The sequence below is a fragment of the Shouchella miscanthi genome, assembly GCF_007725405.1.
GTDB classification, from domain to species: domain Bacteria; phylum Bacillota; class Bacilli; order Bacillales; family Bacillaceae_D; genus Shouchella; species Shouchella hunanensis.
Genome location: NZ_CP042163.1, coordinates 1,951,382 through 1,969,703, shown reverse-complemented (window position 1 = coordinate 1,969,703; position 18,322 = coordinate 1,951,382). Strand labels below are relative to the sequence as shown.

The following is an 18,322-nucleotide window of genomic DNA, read 5'->3' as shown; positions in this document are numbered from 1 at the left end:
ACTTAATCTGTACACAACGCTTTCATTGTACGTGTCACTCCAGTGGCAACTTCTTCAACGTCAAATACTTCAGCCATTGCCGTTGCACCCTCCAGTATAATCATGACACGTATCGCCTCTTCTTTTGTGAATCCTTTATTGCTAATAAATGCTGTTAACCGATGTTTGTGCTGATCTGCAAATAGGACAATGGCTGATTGTTCGGTTTTTGCTAATGAATATTCTTCTTTCGCTCGCAAAAACATACAGCCATTCGATCCATTTTCACGAATCCAATTTAAATGCGCTTCTGCTAGCGCAAGCATAAACGTCTTTCCATTCTTCTTTTCAGTAAACTGGTTTAGCTTTTGTAAATATCTCGCTTCTCTTTTTTTTAAGATTTCAAGTATAAGTGCCTCCTTAGACTCGAAATGATTGTACATGGTCATTAATGATATTTCTGCTTCTTTAATGACTTGCTTGAGACCAACAGCATGAAATCCATGCTGATCAAATAAACGTTCAGATTGAGCAAGTAACTGTTCTCGCTTTTTACTCATCACTTCACCTCTTTTATGATAGAACGATCACTCTAAATAGAATAATGATCTTTTCGCTTTTTTGCAACCGATTTGCTTATGAAAACAAACTACCACTTCATACAATTTTTTAAACTTCATCTTTCTCACACATTTTTTCTGTATTGTAACGTTGACAGCAGAAATTCCTATCTACCCTGCTGTATCAGATATCAATTAAAGGGGAAACGATTGTGAAAAAGAAACAGCAAAGCTCTTCTTTTTATCAAATGATTTGGCGGTGGCATTTTTATGCAGGGGTTATAGTTGCTCCGTTTCTATTTATTTTAGCTTTTAGTGGTGGGATATATTTATTTAAACCGCAAATTGAAGGATTTCTTTACAGTGAATACACAACCATTGAGGAAAAAGAGACAGATTACCTGCCTTACTCGGCACAAGCTGAATCCCTTCACATGTCTTACCCAGACGCAACGATTAGCTCTGTAAAGATTAGCGACCAAACAGAAGCAACTGAATTTCTTGTTGATAACAACGGTGTAGGCTCTTCCATCTTTGTTAACCCTTACAGCGGAGACATTACTGGCATAGTCAACAATGAAGAAAAAGTAACAGAAATAGTTAAGCGCCTACATAGTGAGCTTTGGATAGCTGGAACTATTGGAAATCGAATGGTTGAGCTTGCGGCATGTTGGGGGATTATTTTGCTTATAACTGGATTGTATATTTGGTGGCCTCGAAGTAAAAAAGCAATTTGGGGAACATTTCTACCACGACTTAACAAAAAAGGCAGAGTGTTTTGGAGAGATCTGCATGCTGTACCTGCATTTTGGTTATCTGGATCTGTGTTCATTTTAATTGCAACAGGCTTACCGTGGACAGGTGTTTTAGGTCCGACTATACAGAGTATGGCAACAGCCCCTGAGTACGCCTATAGTTTTAGTGATAAACCGAAATCGATAACGCTAACTGAAGACATCGTTGACGAAGTACCTTGGGCGAATCAAGCACTACCTGTCCCTTCTTCACATCAACATCACTATCTTCCTTTATCAATTGATGAAGCCATTGATCTTTTTGAAGGAAAAGAAATACAAAAACCATATACAGTCTCAATGCCTCAAGGAGAATTAGGCGTTTATACAGCTTCGCATATGAATCAACCGAAAGATTTAGCTACCCTCCATATGGATCAATATAGCGGTGTTCTATTAACGGATGTCCGGTATGATGACTTTTCCTTTGGTGCTAAATTAGTAGAGTCCGGGATCGCTCTTCACGAAGGAAGGTTGTTTGGCTGGTTCAATCAATTCCTAGGTTTATTAACTTGCATGGGCTTAATGGGCATAATCGGAACTTCTTATGTTATCTGGCGAAAACGAGCTCCAAAAGGTTCAGTCGGCGCACCTAAACGATCAAAAGATAAGAAAACCACATGGATTGTCTTTAGCATCATGTTCGGCTTTGGGGTTTTGATGCCGCTTGTTGGGTTCTCCTTAATCGTATTGCTTTTGTTTGACTTTATCATACGGCCAATTGTTCAGAAAAAGAAACACAGTAATAGAACACGATACTCAGCTTAGCTACCCTAATTAAAAATGAAAGTAGGATTGGAATGAGAGCCTATTTATTCGTACGAATCAGTTTCATCACGTCTATATTTGTTGGACTAACGGGGTGTAGCGACTCCTCACTAGAGACACCCTCTTTAGAGGTTGTTCGAGCAAAGATTGATAGTCCGCTTGAAATCGATACCCATGTAAGGACTAACCTGAGCGTCACGTTGACACAAGGAGAAGAGATTGTCGATGACGCAGAGGACGTTGTGTTTGAAATTTGGAAAGATCAAGAACGAGACGAAGGCAAACTTCAAGATGGTGTATACATAGATTCAGGAACATACACCATTGAACATGAGTTTCTAGAAGACGGCATTTATCTTGTTCAGTCGCATATTACAGCTCGTGATATGCACGTTATGCCAAAACAAATGGTTGTTGTTGGGGATGTTTCAGATGAAACGATAGAAGCGTTTATTGAAAATGGCAATAAACCGAACGATGCTCAAGAAAGCAAACATCACCATCATTAATTGAAATCGAATCTGTCTTACAGGAAACTCGGTTTAGTAAGCTGCTTTACATGTATTCGTAATCCCCAGTTCCATTTTCGTTACTCGCCATGTTGGTTGGTCTTATTTTCTAAAGTAGTAGGAAGGACATGTGTAAAAAGACCAGAATTCAAACAACCTATTTATAACGAGTCGGTAAACGAATCATGTCTCAAAATGAGCTATTGATCGAGGGGAAAGTTTGATTAATCTGTTCGTTTTATGTATCATAGGATTAAAACGAAAAGGAATTTATAGGGGATTATGATTAATTTAGATGCGACTTTTTTCTCAAATAGCCTTGATTACACGGGGATCGGGATTGCCATAACGGATCCTAGTTTAGAAGATAATCCAATCATTTTTATTAACCAGGGTTTTACCGATATTACACAATACCATCTAGAAGAAGTAATGGGCAGAAATTGTCGTTTCTTGCAAGGTGAAGATACGAATAAAGATGAAGTAGCTAAAATTAAGCGTACAATGAGTCGCTTCGGAAGCTATAAAACGGAAATTTTAAACTATAAAAAAGATGGCACACCCTTCTGGAATGAACTGTCTATTGACCCTGCTAAAAACAATAAAGACGATAAAACCTACTTTGTCGGTGTTCAAAAAGACATCACAAAACGCAAAACAATTGAATTGGCTCATTTGGAAACGATAAAAGAATATCATCATTTGCCTTGCCCCATCATTCCCCTACTACATGATATAGGCGTTATGCCAATTGTTGGTTTAGTAACAAAAGGACGAATCTCTAATCTAATAGAGGCAACAAAACGGAGTATTCATGACCATACGATTAAAACACTTGCTGTAGATGTGAGTTGTATTAATACCGTTAATGAAGCAACATTCGAAGCCCTTTTAGATCTCCATGATCATCTTCATTCGGTAGGAACAGAAATGGTTGTAACTGGTTTTGCAGAACATCAACTTGTGGCTCCACTAGATTTGCCTACCTTTCTATCAAGTAAACTGAACAGAGCAGCCTCTACGCAAGAGCTTTTATTAAAATTTGATAAAAATAAATGGTCGTAACTAAAGAGGATGATGCCGTCTTTGGCCTCCATCCTCTTTTTTCATTTTCGTTTTCTTATCTAGATACTGTCACTAATGCTCCACCATTTTCCTTACTGCATCCTTTTTCTATATCATAGACTACTTGACCTCTTACAATCGATTTTGTTACTCGACAATTAATGGTTCGCCCAACATAGGGTGAATAAGGGTTTTTGTAGTACAAGTCTCCTTGCTGAAGTGTGTAAGACATCGTGTCATCCAGAAAGAAAAAGTCAGCGTCTTTCCCAACTGTAAGTTCACCCTTTTGCTCAAGTTTAAATCGCTTAGCTGGTGTCGTAGCAATAAGTTTAGCGAAAGTTGAAGCTGACATTCCCCTTTTTTTCACCGCTTCATCAAACATGATGTCAATTGTATTCTGACAACCAGTAATTCCTCCCCAAGCAGTAAAAAAGTCCCCTTCTTTTAAATCGATTGTGCATGGTGAGTGATCAGATGTTAACCAATCAATTTCTCCTCTCAACAGGCAACCCCATAATTTAGTCACCTCTTCTTCTTTTCTAAGCGGCGGCTGGCATTTAGCCAGTGTTCCTAATTTGGGTAATTCTTCTGCAGAGAATACGAAATAATGAGGGCACGATTCAACCGTTACATCAAGCCCTTCTCTTTTTGCTTGTTGAATCTCCGCAATGGCTTCAGCCGATGAGATGTGAACAAAATGGATGGCACAACCTGTCTCCCTTGAACAAGCGATCGCTTTCTTTACAGCAAGTACTTCCGCTTCGATTGGTCTAGAGGCAACAAATGCTTGTGCATCCGTTTTCCCTTGAGAAGTCAATTCCATTTCAAGTTGATCGGTTAACGACGCGTCTTCCGCATGCAAGCAAAGAATTTTTCCTTTTCGCGCTAAAATTTCCATACCTTTTTTAAGGGTCGCATCATCTACATTTGAAAAGTCACCTGGTTGATCAGACCCACACGTTGATAGAAAACATTTGAATGCTACTACCTCTTGATCAGCTAATGCCTCGATATCACCGAGATTTTCTGACGTTAAGCCACCATAAAAGCTGTAGTCGACTACATTTTTTGACTTGGCTCGATTCAATTTCAGCTGTAAATTTTCAGCGTTCGTTGTTGCTGGCAGTGCATTAAGAGGCATCTCTACATATGTTGTGATGCCACCAGCTGCTAATGCTTGACTTCCTGTTTCAAAGCCTTCCCATTCTGTTCGACCTGGCTCTGAAAAGTGAACATGTGTATCAATTCCACCAGGAAAAACTAGTTGCCCCTTTGCTTCTATTGTTTTTTTTGCTGAATCGACAGCGCCAATTGTTTCAATTACACCATTTGTAATTCCAATATCCGTTTCTAAAATTCCGTCGTTTAAAACAACTCGACCTCCACAAATACGTATATCGACCATCTTATTTTTCCTCCAACGTTTAACCAGTCCATCCTGTCAACTGTGCATAAATTAAAAAGACAACCCCAACACCCATGTAGATAAAGAATAGCGGGCTAAAGAATTTCACCCACTTTGTCCAGCCGATACCGGCAATGACTAAAGCTGCCATAAAGTAACCAGATGTCGGGAACAAAATATGAGCAAAGCCATCTCCGAATTGGAATGCTAAGATCGCCGTTTGGCGTGTAACACCAAGCATATCTGCAAGAGGCGCCATAATAGGCATCGTAACGAGTGCCTGTCCACTTCCCGACGGTATAAAGAAATTGATAAAAAGTTGAACCGTCATCATGCCGATTGCACTTAACGTACTCGGTAATTGGCCAACAAGATTGCCAAGACCATATACAATCGTATCCATAATTTGTCCTTCTTCTAGCACAATTGCAACCGACCTAGCAATCCCAATAATAATGGCGCCCATCAGCACTTCTCTGAAACCTTCTGTAAAAGCTTCACATACTTTTGTAAGCGACAACCCTGAAATGATTCCTACCAGAATGCCCATAAAAATAAATAAGCCAGACATTTCAAGCATAAACCAACCGAGTTGCGTTACACCATATACAAGTATACCAAAGAAAATCGGCAATGTTGCAATCGCAACCAATTGCCGCTTCGTTGCGCGTTTAGCTGGTTGCTTTAAGGCATCTTTATATTTAACTCGCTTTATTTCATCTTCTTCGTGTGTATAGCTTTTCAATGGATTTTGCTTTACTTTTTTTGCATATCTCATAATATAGAAACTTCCAATAAGTACGATTACGAGTAACACAACAACTCGTAATCCAAAACCCGAGTAAGTTTCGAGTCCAGAAATTTGTTGGGAGATTCCAACAGTTCCTGGGTTCATTACACCAGCTGTAAATCCTAGCGCAGTTGATATTAATGCTATTCCAGCAGCTGTCATTGAATCATAGCCGAGTGAAATGAAGAGCGGAATTAATACTGGAATATAAACAAGAGACAATTCAGGTGTGCCAATGGTCGTTGCAACAACTGCAAAGAGCGTTAACAATACCGGAATAACTGCAATGCTTTTATGTTGAAATTTTCTGGCTAATCGATCGACACCGATTTCAATAATCTCCGTTCGTCGCAGCACCATAAACATTCCACCAATGATAAAGGTAAAGAAAATAATCTCACTTGCGCTAGCCATACCGACAGGAATCGCTAACATAAAATCCATAAATGAAACCGGAGAGGCATCTACCGTCACAAATGAATTCGGATCAATGGATTCACGTCCATTTGGTCCTGGAACACGTTCAAATGAACCAGCTGGAATAAGATAAGTAAGCAATGCTGCTAACCCACTAATAATAAACAACAAGACGTAGATATGAGGCATTCGATCTTTTTTCTTTTCTAATGGACTTGGCTTATGTATATCCTGACTTTTCGGTAGTTCCATCTAGTTATCCCCTCACTTTACTCGCTTCAGTTTTATTTCACCATCATACTGACGCACTAAAGAAAGGTCATTGGTTATATTAGCTAAAAACAAATTCTCAAATTAGATACCCTGTACAATTTATTAAAAAAAATAGAGAAGAGGTTGCAAAAAATTACACGCTCATTTGTTAGATTTTCTTACAACTGTCTTGGTTGATACAGAAAGAAACGTCATGGATTTGGCCACAACGTTTCCCCTTACCGATTCAGCGCACATGCCTTATGATGTTTCGAGTGTATGCTGAATACGAAGTGCCAACCGTAGATGCAAGGTTGTATCTGGATCTTTTAAACTTTTTCCTAACAATTCTTCAATCTTCTCAAGACGATAGATAATGGTGTTCCGATGAACATAGAGTCGTTTTGCGGTTTCAGAAATTTGACAATGCGTTTCAAGGTAAACAGCCAATGTTTGAATGAGAGCCATTTCCGTTACACCTGGTTCCGTTAATTTTTTTAAATTAAAGTCGCAAAACTCGACTAAATCCTCCTGCGGTATCATGCGAATAAGCTTCGCTAAGTCTTTTGCTTGATATCCTTGAACAAACTGACGATTTCCAGATAAACGACCCGAATGAAGCGCATTTAGGGCTTCTTTATGAGCTTCTTGCACGTCCCAAAATTGGCGACACAGGTGACTGTAGCCAAATGAAATGGATCGTTTAAAATGAAGGGCGACACGATCTTGTATCATTTCCAGTGCAAACTCAATTGACTGTAGCGACTCACCTGTTGTATCACCTTCCTCCCCTTCTAATAAAATGAAGCACATCTCTCCTTTTATAAATAAATGAGATTGAAATGGAAAGATCGATAATTCTTCTTCAACGAAGTCGAATACTTTCTCACTTTCAATATGGTTGTCTTTAAAGCCTAAATTTAATTCCTCTTGATCTAATCTTCCTGCCACACATTTATACGGACGATCGTTATGGAGCCCAAATTCCTTTGCACGGTTAATGACCTCTTCTTTTGACGCATATTGACCATTTAAGTAGTGAAGAAAAAATTCATTTTTTGCTCGTTTCGTGTATTGCTTTAATGCGTTTTCCTTCATTAACTCAAATGCAATGACATTCGTCGCTTGTTCCACAAGTAATACCGACTGACGCTCTTCATGTAGGAAAGAGCCTAGAATGACGAGAATTCCTTTTTTCGCTTTATCGGTGTAAACCGGAAATACAGTTACCGTCTTTGGTTGATTCATTAACAATGTAAAGCTTGAATATCGACTTCCGTCTGTGAAAAACGCATAGCCCATACGATGTAAATACTCCATTCCGTTTACAACTGGGCTGGAAGTGTTAGAGGAAGATAATAGTTGGCACCGTTCGTTCATGAGCAAAACAGGAGAACCAACCAACTGAGCGACATTCTCTAGTAAATGAGGTAACCCTTTTCCACTCACGATGTGATTTGAAAACGTTCGATGTGTATCAAGTGCGGTCTTCAGTTCGTTTGTACGCTGATCCAAAATGGTACTCAGCACTTGATTAGCAACATAACTTAATCCAATTTGTTCAGGTAACGCAATAATTGAAAAACTTGTTTCATCTGCATAAGCCAATACAACATCTGGAATTTCGCCAAGGAAACGTTCTTGTTTTACGCCTAATCCAGCACAGCCTTTTTCATGCATTGCTTTTACAAGTTCTAATAATCGTTCAGGCTTCCCAGCATAATGATAAGCAGTCGTGACAAGCAAATCTCCCTTTGTTAAATAATGAATAATATCAGGCGCATCCATCATTTTTACATTGCTTATTTTTCGCGTCTTGCCCCGAATCCCTGCTACAATTCGTGCCTGTTTTAATTCTGGTAATTGAACAAACATATCTATATTCATTCCAACTCTCCATTCTTTAGTTAACATGCACAATGGTTTTCAATATAAATAGCAAATATTCCAATGTTTTATAAGTAACTTAACAGTACACTCAATTGTACAACGATTCAATCATTTTTTTAATTTAAAGCAAAGTGAGGCGACTATCATGAATACAGGGCAAACGACATTATCGTTAAAGACGATGATTGAAGATTTAGCCAAGATCGGCCAAACCGACGACGGTGGCGTCACGCGCTTACTTTACACGAGCGAGTGGTTTCAAGCTCAGCAAACAATTAAGGATTGGTTCGACGAACAAGGACTAACGCCTTTTTTTGATGATATTGGTAATGTATATGGGCGTGTAGAAGGAACAAACAAAGAAGAACCTGTTGTCTTAACAGGCTCTCATATTGATACGGTTGTAAATGGCGGTAAGTATGATGGCGCATATGGCGTACTCGCTAGCTTAGTTGCCGTTTCCGAATTAGTAAAAGAACACGGTCAACCAAAACGTACGATTGATGTTATCGCTTTTTGCGAAGAAGAAGGTAGCCGTTTCCCTCTAAACTTTTGGGGTTCTGGTAAATTAACGGGTATTCACGAAGGCAAAGACTACCATAGTGTGCGCGATATCCATGGCAAATCGTTTATTGACGCAATGCATGAGAAAGGGTTTGGACTTGGTCATTTTCAGGATCCGCTAAGGAATGATGTAGCGTGTTTTGTTGAACTACATATTGAGCAAGGAGCTATTTTAGAAGATGCGGGTGAAACCCTCGGTATTGTCAAAAGCATTGTAGGGCAAAGACGTTTTATTTTCACTGTGACTGGTGAAAGCAACCATGCGGGTACAACTCCTATGAATAAACGGAAAGATGCTATGAGTGTGGCGAGTCAACTCGTACATAAGCTCATCCAAACCGGACATGAGATGGATGACCATTTCGTAGCGACGGTTGGTCAAATGACCGTCACTCCTAATACACCGAATGTCATTCCCGGAAAAGTCGATTTCACCCTTGATATCCGCCACCATCGTTCAACCACGCTGGACACGTATCATGAACATATCAATACGTTCGTGAAGGAACTGGCTGGCTCAGATGTCGGTATATCGGTTCAACAATATTCAGATGTTGTTCCAGTCGATATGGAAGAATCTTTACAAGCAATCGCTCACGACTACGCAAAGCAACAACAGCTAAGCTACCGCTATATGTATAGCGGGGCTGGTCACGATGCTCAAATACTAGGGGCTGTGGTACCTACTTGCTTGCTCTTTGTACCAAGCGTTAAGGGAATTAGTCACTCCCCTTACGAATTTACCAATCATAGTGACTTACAAGTTGGTGTCAGCGCATTAAAGCATGTTATCTATCAACTGGCTTACAAATAAGGAGAGAATACGATGAGTCAATTAGCGAAGCGAACCATAATGACGCCTGGTCCAGTAGAAGCTGAGCCACGTGTATTAAGAGCCATGAGCGCCCCAATATTAGGTCAATTCGATCCTGCGTTTACCGAAATGATGAACGAGACAATGGAGATGTTAAGGGACTTGTTCCAAACAAATAATCAATGGGCCTTCCCTATTGATGGTACTTCACGCTCTGGACTTGAGGCCGTTTTAACGAGTTTAATCGAGCCTGGTGATCGTGTATTTGTTCCTATATACGGTCGCTTTGGACACTTACTTGTTGAAATTTGCGAACGGTTGGATGCGTCTGTTCACACAATGGAATGCGAATGGGGTACCGTTTTTGATGAGAATGATGTCATCCAAGAAATCAAAAAAGTAAAGCCAAAAATTGTTGCCTGTGTACATGGAGAAACGTCTACTGGTTGTGTCATGCCCCTACAAAACATTGGGAAGACGTGTCGCGAAGAAGATTGCTTGTTCGTCGTTGACGCTGTCGCTACAATTGGCGGGGTCGAGTTTAAAGTCGATGACTGGTTCATTGATGCAGCAATTGGCGGAACTCAAAAATGTTTATCTGTACCTTCGGGTATGGCCCCTATCACGTATAACAGCCGTGCCGAAGCCGTCATCGCCCGGCGAAAAAAAGTAGAACGTGGCATTGCTACAGATCAAGATCAAACAACACCATTTTCAGGGTCTGTTATTCGAAGTAACTATTTCGACCTTAGTCAACTACAAGATTACTGGAGTCCTAGACGATTAAACCATCACACCGAAGCAACATCTATGATTTATGGGTTGCATGAAGGGCTTCGTGTTTTACTGGATGAAGGCTTAGAGAATCGATTTGAACGACACATTTTTCACGAGCAAGCACTTATGGCCGGAATAAAAGCGATGGGGCTTGATCTCTTCGTAGAACATGAACATAAATTGCCTGTCGTCACTTGCATCACAGTTCCAGCTGGAGTGGATGCGGACGCTGTTCGTTCATTTATGCTTACTCATTTTGGAGTTGAAATAGCAAGCTCGTTTGGGCCATTGCACGGGAAGATTTGGCGTATTGGTTCAATGGGGTATAGCTGTCGAAAAGAAAATGTTCTTTTTGCACTTTCAGCTCTTGAAGCAGCACTGCTTTATAAAGATGTACCTGTTCATAGTGGTAAAGCCGTTCAAGCAGCGCTTGCTTACTATGAGTCAGCCATAGTAAACGTTCCTTCATAAAAAATGCCACGGTGTAGTTCTCTACACCGTGGCATTTATCCTTTTACTATAGTTGATCTTCCACAACTTCATTAAAGATTTCCCCTTCACCGTCCTCGTTAATAGAAATAATCTTTATACGACTCTCCGCTTTAACGAGTATTGATTTGTAGCGTGGTCCCTCTTCATCTGTGAAATAAAGGATGACTCGACTGCCACCACGATCATTTTGCATGTCAACACGAGTAATGGTGTCATCTACCTCTTCTTGCACAATGGCAACTTCTGTCCATTCCTCATTGAATCCTTCAATCGTGTTCGTTTCGTCTTCTTCACCAACAGGTTGATTTTCGTTTACCCTTTCATTATTTTGATTAACAGGCTCTTCCTCATTCGTTGTGTTACAAGCGGTTAAAGCGACTACCGTCACAAAGATCATGCTCATCGGTGTCCAACTCTTCATGCTGACTACTTCCTTTCCTTTTAAGCTCCATCCTATTTTTACCCATTCGATCCAAAGTCAAACACCAGATCTTTTAAACGCTATAAAAGCCCCTCCAATAAGTACCTATTGGAGGGCTCATCGTTATTTATTCGCTTTTAATTCTTCTTTGAACTCTTTAAAGCCTTGATCGACACGTTGGTCATTCTTCGTAAACTTACTAACAATAACGATCATCAGGGTAGCGATTATAAAGCCTGGTAATAATTCATATACACGTTCATTCATACCAAGTAATTGATACAAATTTGTATTTGCCCAGACAATGACCATAACAGCACCTGAAAGCATACCTGCCAGCGCACCCCATCTTGTCATCCCTTTCCAATATAAGCTCAGAAGCATAACAGGACCAAAAGCCGCACCAAACCCTGCCCATGCGTAGCTAACAAGTTCTAAAATCGAACTATCTGGATTCCAAGAAAGAGCTAATGCAATCAGAGCAACAATAAGAACAGCTCCTCTACCTAGGAAAATAAGTTCACGATCTGCTGGTTTCCGTTTCAAAAACGTCTTATACAGATCTTCCGTTAAAGAGCTTGACGTGACAAGTAATTGTGACGAGATTGTACTCATGACAGCTGCCAAAATCGCACTAAAAATAAATCCAATGATAAATGGATGGAACAGCATTTCACCAAGAACGACAAAAACGGTTTCATGCTGACTATCGTTATCAGGGTTAAGAAAAATGCCTTCGTTATTTAAATAAGCTCTACCAACTAAGCCTGTCATCATCGCACCAACAATAGATAAAATCATCCACGCCATCCCGATCCGGCGCGCAGGCTTTGCTTCTCTCGCTGTACGAAGCGCCATAAAGCGAACGATAATATGTGGCTGTCCAAAATAACCAAGCCCCCATGCAAGGGAACCAATGATGGTAATAATTGTGACACCTCTAAAGACATCTAGCAATTGCGGGTCTATGCTACGAACCTGATCGAATGTAGTGGTTACACCACCTACTTCGGCTAAGGCAAAAACAGGAACGAGTAGTAAAGCAAGCATCATAATACCACCTTGGACAACATCCGTCCAGCTCACCGCTAAAAATCCACCAAACAATGTGTACAGAATCGTAACTCCAGCCACTATCAACAAGCTTACGTGATAATTAATACCAAGCAAAGAGTCAAATACACGACCACCTGATACCATTCCAGAAGATACATAAATGGTAAAAAAGAAAATAATAATGAGTCCTGATAGAATTCGCAATAACTTAGTTGAGTCGATAAAACGGTTTTCAAGAAAAGCAGGAATCGTAATGGAGTTATTTGCCGTTTCTGTATAAATCCGCAGTCGCGGAGCTAAGAAGATCCAGTTTAAGTATGCACCAATAATAAGACCTAACGCTAACCAACCTGCACCTAATCCTGTTAAATACATTGAGCCAGGTAGTGCTAGCATCAGCCAACCGCTCATATCCGATGCTCCTGCACTTAAAGCTGCCACTCCAGGAGAAAGCCCTCTACCACCTAATGTGTAATCTGAGTGACTAGCTGTTTTTTTGTACCCATACCATCCGATTAAAATCATAATTAGTAAATAAACAATAATAGCTGCAATTATTTGCATTGAAATGTGAATCGACATCCTTTCTGTAAAAAAAGAAACTGCCTTATTCGATTAAGGTCAGCCCTAACGAGATTTCCCTTTCTTATTGCTATTCGCCAGTTGCTCATATTTTTAAGAATTGCTCCCCAGAAGCACTGCATTATCATAGCATCCCTCCAATATAAAAATCGAACGGTTTGATTATACATTAAACAGAATTAGAATGAGCCTCTCTTAGTCAAAACAACTCAGCTCTGTGATTCTACTAAAAGCTTCTAATTCCTCCTTTATTCTTTCTAATACTCCCAATAAATGTCGAGTTCACCTTCTAGAAACTGCTTTTTTATCAACACGTTAATATTAACATCATTCATTATTATGATATAATTATTAGTAAATTCTTTATAAGGAGAATCTGATGCAAAAACAAACACTTGTATTAGGTGAAAGATTAAGAACCATTCGAAAAATGAGAGGCTATACACAAAGTGAATTAGCTAAAGGCATTTGTACACAAGGTGTTATTAGCAATATTGAGGGGAAGAATGGGAAAGAGAACCCGTCATCAAACATTCTTTTTCAATTAAGTGAGCGCTTAGGTGTAACAATGAGCTATTTATACGGACAAGAGAATAGTGAGCATTTACCGACATCTAAAGATATTCGTCAGTCGGAAGTAAGCAAGATAATCAAAAATCTAAAAGCAAGACGTGATTACGCTGCGCTCAACTATATTGTAGAAAATGAAAAGAACAAGTCCGTCCATTTATCAAATGCAGAAAGGCAATATTTGTTGTGGCACGAAGCCGTTTGCAGCTACTATGAAAGAAAGAACGTTGACGAAGCTATTAGTATATATACACGTGCACTTGATTTACAAACGACCAATCAAAAAGCTGATTTAGTCCAGCGAGTAGAGCTTGAATTAAGCTTAGCAAGTATTTATTATGAAGAAGAACACTATAGTGAAAGCGAATACATGTTACTCGAGTGTTTAGAGAAGATCCAAGAATTAGAAACCGATTCGTCTGTCTATGAAGTAATGACTAAAATACACTTCAATTTATCAAATGTTTACAACCGTAAAAAAGAGTACGATAAAGCATTACGCCATGCCAAAGCTGCATTAGATCTATCGGTATCTAGCAATCATCTTTCCTTATTAGGAGATGCCCTCTATCAAATCGGCTACACTCATTCCTTGTTAGGAAATACACAGCAAGGTATTGATTACATTGAGAAATCACTTGTTATTGTCACATTACAAGACAATCAGAAGCTCGTATCAATCATTGAACATACGCTATCAAAATTGAAGCCAACTGAATCTATGTCGGAAGATTAAAAACGGAATACACAGAAGCCACCCTGTTTACTTTTAAACATGGGTGGCTTGGTTGTTAGTAGGTTTACTTTTAAATTGATAAACTCTTCTTGGTCTTCCTCGTCTTCCAGATTGCTCTTCCCCTGCTTGCTCAATGACATTCCCTTTTTCCAGTTCGTGTAAAATGCGTCTGGCATTTCGCTCAGTACTGTTCAGCCAAGACGCCACATCCTGTGACGAGAAATAAGTATAGGTTTGTTGAGATACTTTTGCATAGAGACGAGAAATCGTCGCTGGGCTAACGGCTATATTTGTGACATGGTGACCTAGCTGTACTTGTTGATAATGAAGAGTTTCTTCATTTCGTTTTGCTTCTGATACATGCTTCTCTTCGTCAACTAACACAATCATATCGTCTTCTGCTCGCTTACTGTAATCAATCGCGACTTGTACGTGTTTAGATGCGGCAAGAGCCGTTCGACCGTACCCAACACCCAAATAAACCGTTAGTTTAGCCGCCTGTTTGATATCTTCAATGATTTCATATGGCCACCCTTGGTCTTCAATCTCACCACGGGTCGTGAATATTTCAAAATAACCATTACCGAGCTCTAAAAAGGACCCTTGTAAAGACTCTGCATAGTCTAGCAGTCTTTTTCTGACGAGTAGCTCTTGATGCTTTAATTTATACGAATAGGCAATTTCCTTCTGCTCTGTTTGCGTGAACGAGACAAGTACGCCAACAACCGCAATTTGAGCTTTTTTTACATATAGAAAATTTACTCGTTCTTGAATTCTTCCTAAAATGTTCCGTGTCACTGGTTCTGCAGGCTTAATGCGGTAACACGGTATCCCTAACTGCTTTAATGCACGATAGACCCCTCTTAAACATGTTAAAGCGAGCGTTGCTTTTCCAGTTCTAAAGGCTTCTTTATGAAAAGCGATCAATTTGTCCTCTTCTACATAGTCCGGATAATCAAAGAGCGTAATTGATAAATGGGCTAAGGAAAATTCGCTTATTAACCAATTTGTATATTCAGGGGAGATCGTATCTAGGCTAACATGAGTATGTTTTTGTTCTGTATGGTAGAAAGCTTTTAAAAATGTTCCTAATAAGCTTGACCCCTCATGGGGAACGAACCATGCGTTTTCTTTCGTAATTAGTCCTTTTTGCAAGCATAAAGAAAAAGGCGCTTGGCCAGAGAATAACCATTGATCAATCGTCACATTCGTCTGATTTAAGCAGGTAGGAGCTTCTTCTAGTTCTTTATAAATAATCGGCACAGCGACAAAATTCGGGTATTCTTTAATAATCCGCTGCATTTGTCGTACCGAATCTTTTGGCCCAACTAAACCAATCTGCGTTGTCATACAATTCCTTCTTTCAAATTAAAGGCATCTACAACCTATTCAATGATTAGATGAGCAAGCGCACTAACAGCAACGAGTAACGCATCCTCGTCAAAGTCAAACTGTTTATGGTGATGGCCAGCAGCAAGTGGTGTTCCAAAAATCATATAGCATGCAAATCCACCTTGATCTTGAACATGACGCATCATATACGTTACATCCTCCGAACCATTTAATGGCATGAGGTCTTTTACTTCGTTAACAAACTGACTCTTCTCCGTAGCGTTAGGAATTTTATCAATAAAATACTGATCTGTTTCCGCCGCGAGTCCTTCTCCAACAATGGCATACTCTAGAGCTACATCATACATATGAGCCGCACCCTCTAAACGACGAACGGCTTCCTCTTTCATATACGCATTTTCAGTAGTAGACTTCCCTCTCGTTTCAAGCTGTAAGAACGCTTCGCCAGGAACGATATTTCTTCCACTCCCGGCATCAAAGCGACCAACATTTAAACGGGTTTCACCTTCCCCGTGTGGAGAAATGCCATGCAAGTTTAAAACAGCTGTTGCTGCCGCTAGCATTGCATTTTTTCCTTTATGCGGTTCCATTCCAGCATGGGCCGTTTTCCCAGTAAAACGAGCGTCAATTTTCGTTGTCGCTAATATATTGGTTGCACCAGAGACAAGCGTCCCTACCGGTTGAGAACGTATGCCAAGATGTCCGCTTAAAAAAGAATTCACGCCGTTAAGCCAGCCGTTTTCAACAACGGCTTTAGCACCTCTGCTTCCTTCTTCAGCCGGTTGGAAAATAAGCGTATACGTTCCTGATAAGTGACCTCTCCACGTTGACAGAAACGTTGCTATTCCCAACCCAATGGCTGCATGTCCGTCATGTCCACATGCATGCATCATTCCGTCATTACGTGACCGAAAGCCGTTCTTAGCAGGAATATGTTCATTTGCTATCTCTTCTTCAATAGGAAGCGCATCAATATCAAATCGCATCGCCGTGTGGGATCCTTCTTTTTCTGTTTCGAGAACAGCAATGACACCTGTAAAGCCGTTTTTCATCGTTTCAAGAAAAGCCGCAGGCACACCATTCGCTAACGCTCGTTCTTCATGTTTTGCCAATTCTTTTTCACTCGGAACACCAAAACGTGCTTCTTCGTTCATCACTGCACGACCTGTATGAAGGGTAAAGCCAAGCCCCTCCAGCTGTTGAAAAATATAATAAGTCGTTTCGTACTCACAGAAACCAACTTCGGCGATTTTATGCATCTCTTGACGCCATGTTTTTATGTCTGATTCTTTTTGTTTCACCCATTGATCAATCTCGTTACTCATAGGCTAGCTCTCCTCTCTTTTGAGTTGCTCTAAAGCCGTAACTGCTGTTGTAGCCATTAAATTGACACCGTATACAAGCGCTTCTTCATCAATATCAAAAGACGCATCATGAAGCGGACTTTGAACTGATCTTTCCTTAATCGCCGTTCCTAACCAAAAATACGCACCTGGGTACGTTTGTAAAAACCGGCCAAAATCCTCTCCTGCAAGACTTGGATCTATATCCGGTGCTGCTCCCTCGCCGAATAAGTGTCTCGCTTGTTCTTTAATATGACTTGCCCATTTACTTGTATTAATAGTTGAGACATATCCTTTTTGATACGTTACAGACGCTTTCGCTCCGAGACCAGCTGCAACCTGTTCAACAAGGCTCACTAATCGCTTTTCAACCTGTTCACGCACTGCCAATGAAAGCGTGCGAACGGTTCCTTCTAACACAACCTCGCTCGCAATCACATTGTACCGATCTCCACCAGTAATTTTGCCAACTGTAATAACAGCAGCATCTAGCGGATCTACGTTCCGACTTACAATCGTTTGCAAGCTCGACATCACTTGATTGGCTACAACAATTGCATCAATACCTTGGTGTGGCATACTTGCGTGCCCAGCTCTACCATTAATAACAATTGAAAACCGATCCGAGTTACCCATCATTGCCCCGTCTCGTACACCAATCTGACCAACAGGTAAATCTGGCCAAACATGCTGGCCAAAGATAGCATCTGGTTTCCACTGAAGGAACGCCGGATCTTCCATCATTGCTTGTGCACCACCAATAGGTGCATCTTCCTCAGCCGGTTGAAATAGTAGCAAAATGGTTCCAGCTATTTCATCTTTATTCTCTTGCAAGGTTACCCCTGTTCCAAGTAACATCGCCGTGTGTGCATCATGGCCACACGCGTGCATAACTCGCTCTTTCTTTGATCGATATGGAACGTCATTTGTTTCACGAATTGGCAGGGCATCCATATCTGCGCGAAGAGCAACCGTCTTGCCAGGTTTCTCTCCTTTAATTATACCAATAACCCCATAACTTGCTTTCATTGTTTCATAGGCAATTCCTGCATCATCCAAGACACGGCAAATAAATTCCCGTGTCTCTTTCTCTTCATGACTTAACTCAGGATATTGATGAAGGTGACGTCGCCACTCGATCACTTGCTCGTGAATGGCTGTTGCTGATTTGTAGAACATCTCATC

The 18,322-nt window shown here is 40.4% G+C and carries 15 protein-coding genes; 6 read left to right on the top strand and 9 right to left on the bottom strand.

The window, feature by feature from the left end; translation table 11 throughout:
• Window positions 1-2: 2 nt before the first annotated feature.
• Entirely contained in the window at window positions 3-539 is a 537-nt protein-coding gene (locus tag FPV17_RS09975; RefSeq protein WP_060705926.1) for a TetR/AcrR family transcriptional regulator, read from the bottom strand.
• A gap of 212 nt (window positions 540-751) precedes the next feature.
• Between FPV17_RS09975 and FPV17_RS09970 the strand changes: the two genes are divergently transcribed.
• The 3 genes from FPV17_RS09970 to FPV17_RS09960 all read left to right on the top strand — a co-directional run bounded on the left by FPV17_RS09970 (window position 752) and on the right by FPV17_RS09960 (window position 3,675).
• Window positions 752-2,101, top strand: a complete 1,350-nt coding sequence (locus tag FPV17_RS09970; protein WP_246117166.1) for a PepSY-associated TM helix domain-containing protein — start codon at window positions 752-754, stop codon at window positions 2,099-2,101.
• Window positions 2,102-2,133: 32 nt separating this feature from the next.
• Window positions 2,134-2,610: a FixH family protein gene (locus tag FPV17_RS09965; RefSeq protein WP_144558889.1), complete on the top strand. Its 477-nt coding sequence runs from the start codon at window positions 2,134-2,136 to the stop codon at window positions 2,608-2,610.
• 282 nt (window positions 2,611-2,892) lie between these two features.
• Window positions 2,893-3,675, top strand: coding sequence for a PAS domain-containing protein (locus tag FPV17_RS09960; protein ID WP_144558888.1), 783 nt, complete (start codon window positions 2,893-2,895; stop codon window positions 3,673-3,675).
• 55 nt (window positions 3,676-3,730) lie between these two features.
• Here the strand turns inward: FPV17_RS09960 and allB are convergent, their stop codons facing one another.
• From allB to FPV17_RS09945, 3 genes are all read right to left on the bottom strand, one after another.
• On the bottom strand, window positions 3,731-5,080 hold the full coding sequence (gene allB, locus FPV17_RS09955; protein ID WP_144558887.1) for an allantoinase AllB: 1,350 nt from the start codon (window positions 5,078-5,080) through the stop codon (window positions 3,731-3,733).
• A gap of 19 nt (window positions 5,081-5,099) precedes the next feature.
• On the bottom strand, window positions 5,100-6,539 hold the full coding sequence (locus FPV17_RS09950; RefSeq protein WP_144558886.1) for a YfcC family protein: 1,440 nt from the start codon (window positions 6,537-6,539) through the stop codon (window positions 5,100-5,102).
• A gap of 261 nt (window positions 6,540-6,800) precedes the next feature.
• Window positions 6,801-8,426, bottom strand: a complete 1,626-nt coding sequence (locus FPV17_RS09945) for a PucR family transcriptional regulator (protein ID WP_144558885.1) — start codon at window positions 8,424-8,426, stop codon at window positions 6,801-6,803.
• Window positions 8,427-8,574: 148 nt separating this feature from the next.
• Here FPV17_RS09945 and allC point away from each other — a divergent pair, with 148 nt between their 5' ends.
• Together allC and pucG are read left to right on the top strand one after the other, a co-directional pair.
• Complete coding sequence (allC, locus tag FPV17_RS09940; RefSeq protein ID WP_144558884.1) at window positions 8,575-9,807, top strand: allantoate deiminase; 1,233 nt, start codon at window positions 8,575-8,577, stop codon at window positions 9,805-9,807.
• A 12-nt stretch (window positions 9,808-9,819) separates the two neighbouring features.
• On the top strand, window positions 9,820-11,055 hold the full coding sequence (gene pucG, locus FPV17_RS09935) for a pyridoxal-phosphate-dependent aminotransferase family protein (protein ID WP_144558883.1): 1,236 nt from the start codon (window positions 9,820-9,822) through the stop codon (window positions 11,053-11,055).
• 46 nt (window positions 11,056-11,101) lie between these two features.
• Here pucG and FPV17_RS09930 read toward each other — a convergent pair whose 3' ends face one another.
• A complete protein-coding gene (locus FPV17_RS09930; RefSeq protein ID WP_144558882.1) occupies window positions 11,102-11,497 on the bottom strand; it encodes a hypothetical protein in 396 nt (131 codons plus the stop codon).
• 123 nt (window positions 11,498-11,620) lie between these two features.
• Window positions 11,621-13,135, bottom strand: a complete 1,515-nt coding sequence (gene putP / locus FPV17_RS09925) for a sodium/proline symporter PutP (protein ID WP_246117165.1) — start codon at window positions 13,133-13,135, stop codon at window positions 11,621-11,623.
• Window positions 13,136-13,514: 379 nt separating this feature from the next.
• Here putP and FPV17_RS09920 point away from each other — a divergent pair, with 379 nt between their 5' ends.
• Complete coding sequence (locus FPV17_RS09920) at window positions 13,515-14,441, top strand: RNPP family C-terminal domain-containing protein (RefSeq protein ID WP_144558881.1); 927 nt, start codon at window positions 13,515-13,517, stop codon at window positions 14,439-14,441.
• Between the two features lie 33 nt (window positions 14,442-14,474).
• On the opposite strand, the gene FPV17_RS09915 is transcribed toward FPV17_RS09920, so the two are convergent.
• From FPV17_RS09915 to FPV17_RS09905, 3 genes are read right to left on the bottom strand one after another with little or no spacing between them, the layout of a single operon-like run.
• Window positions 14,475-15,791 carry a hypothetical protein gene (locus FPV17_RS09915; RefSeq protein ID WP_144558880.1) on the bottom strand — a complete coding sequence of 439 codons (1,317 nt, stop codon included), beginning with the start codon at window positions 15,789-15,791 and terminating at the stop codon, window positions 14,475-14,477.
• Between the two features lie 35 nt (window positions 15,792-15,826).
• A complete protein-coding gene (locus FPV17_RS09910; RefSeq protein ID WP_144558879.1) occupies window positions 15,827-17,119 on the bottom strand; it encodes an amidohydrolase in 1,293 nt (430 codons plus the stop codon).
• 3 nt (window positions 17,120-17,122) lie between these two features.
• Entirely contained in the window at window positions 17,123-18,316 is a 1,194-nt protein-coding gene (locus tag FPV17_RS09905; protein WP_035398762.1) for a M20 metallopeptidase family protein, read from the bottom strand.
• Window positions 18,317-18,322: the final 6 nt, after the last annotated feature.

Coding starts and splice junctions, on each gene's coding strand:
- FPV17_RS09975 (WP_060705926.1), bottom strand. CDS start 539: ATGAGTAAAAAGCGAGAACAGTTACTTGCTCAATCTGAACGTTTATTT.
- FPV17_RS09965 (WP_144558889.1), top strand. CDS start 2,134: ATGAGAGCCTATTTATTCGTACGAATCAGTTTCATCACGTCTATATTT.
- FPV17_RS09960 (WP_144558888.1), top strand. CDS start 2,893: ATGATTAATTTAGATGCGACTTTTTTCTCAAATAGCCTTGATTACACG.
- allB (WP_144558887.1), bottom strand. CDS start 5,080: ATGGTCGATATACGTATTTGTGGAGGTCGAGTTGTTTTAAACGACGGA.
- FPV17_RS09950 (WP_144558886.1), bottom strand. CDS start 6,539: ATGGAACTACCGAAAAGTCAGGATATACATAAGCCAAGTCCATTAGAA.
- FPV17_RS09945 (WP_144558885.1), bottom strand. CDS start 8,426: ATGAATATAGATATGTTTGTTCAATTACCAGAATTAAAACAGGCACGA.
- allC (WP_144558884.1), top strand. CDS start 8,575: ATGAATACAGGGCAAACGACATTATCGTTAAAGACGATGATTGAAGAT.
- pucG (WP_144558883.1), top strand. CDS start 9,820: ATGAGTCAATTAGCGAAGCGAACCATAATGACGCCTGGTCCAGTAGAA.
- FPV17_RS09930 (WP_144558882.1), bottom strand. CDS start 11,497: ATGAAGAGTTGGACACCGATGAGCATGATCTTTGTGACGGTAGTCGCT.
- putP (WP_246117165.1), bottom strand. CDS start 13,135: ATGTCGATTCACATTTCAATGCAAATAATTGCAGCTATTATTGTTTAT.
- FPV17_RS09920 (WP_144558881.1), top strand. CDS start 13,515: ATGCAAAAACAAACACTTGTATTAGGTGAAAGATTAAGAACCATTCGA.
- FPV17_RS09915 (WP_144558880.1), bottom strand. CDS start 15,791: ATGACAACGCAGATTGGTTTAGTTGGGCCAAAAGATTCGGTACGACAA.
- FPV17_RS09910 (WP_144558879.1), bottom strand. CDS start 17,119: ATGAGTAACGAGATTGATCAATGGGTGAAACAAAAAGAATCAGACATA.
- FPV17_RS09905 (WP_035398762.1), bottom strand. CDS start 18,316: ATGTTCTACAAATCAGCAACAGCCATTCACGAGCAAGTGATCGAGTGG.